A 520-nucleotide genomic window follows, 5' to 3' on the forward strand; every position below is an offset into this window, starting at 1 on the left:
CCGTGTGAAGGGGAACCGGTGCTGCCATGACAAACCTCCGTTTGTCACAGTGATTCAGAATTCTGTCAGCTTGGGAATCCCCGAAGAGTCGGCCTTCGCTCCCGTTGGTATAAAATGCATTTCCGCCGCCGAGCCTCAATTCCCGTAGGCAGTAGCGACCGAGTGAGGTCCTGTAGCTTGGCCGAATAAAGCGTTGCCCTCCGAAGGCGAAGGCCACTGGTTCGAATCCAGTCGGGTGCGCAGCCTTGGATAAAAGTGAGAACTGTCCGGCCCGGAGACATGGGTAACAGAGCGTACCTAAGAGTCGGTCCGGAAAGTTGTTCAATTTGAACAAAGCCTTCGCAGCATTAGGCGGATAGACGCCAGTTTGAGGAATGCGAGCGCGTTGCGCGACAGGTTCTCGAAAACCTTGGCCAGCCTTCGGCATCGCCCCAGCCATGCGAACGTCCGTTCGACCACCCAGCGTCTCGGCAGAACCTCAAAACCCCTGGCTGTGTCGGATCGCTTCACGATCGCGGTC

General features: G+C 57.1%; 1 protein-coding gene. It reads right to left on the reverse strand.

All coding sequences use genetic code 11. The annotated features are described in order from the left end of the window. Positions 1 to 321 precede the first annotated feature (321 nt). Positions 322 to 520: transposase (locus VQ045_RS21905; protein ID WP_331831637.1), on the reverse strand; the 199-nt coding region annotated here is incomplete at its 5' end.

The sequence above is a fragment of the Aurantimonas sp. E1-2-R+4 genome (genome assembly GCF_036549515.1).
In the GTDB taxonomy this organism is placed as follows: domain Bacteria; phylum Pseudomonadota; class Alphaproteobacteria; order Rhizobiales; family Rhizobiaceae; genus Aurantimonas; species Aurantimonas coralicida_A.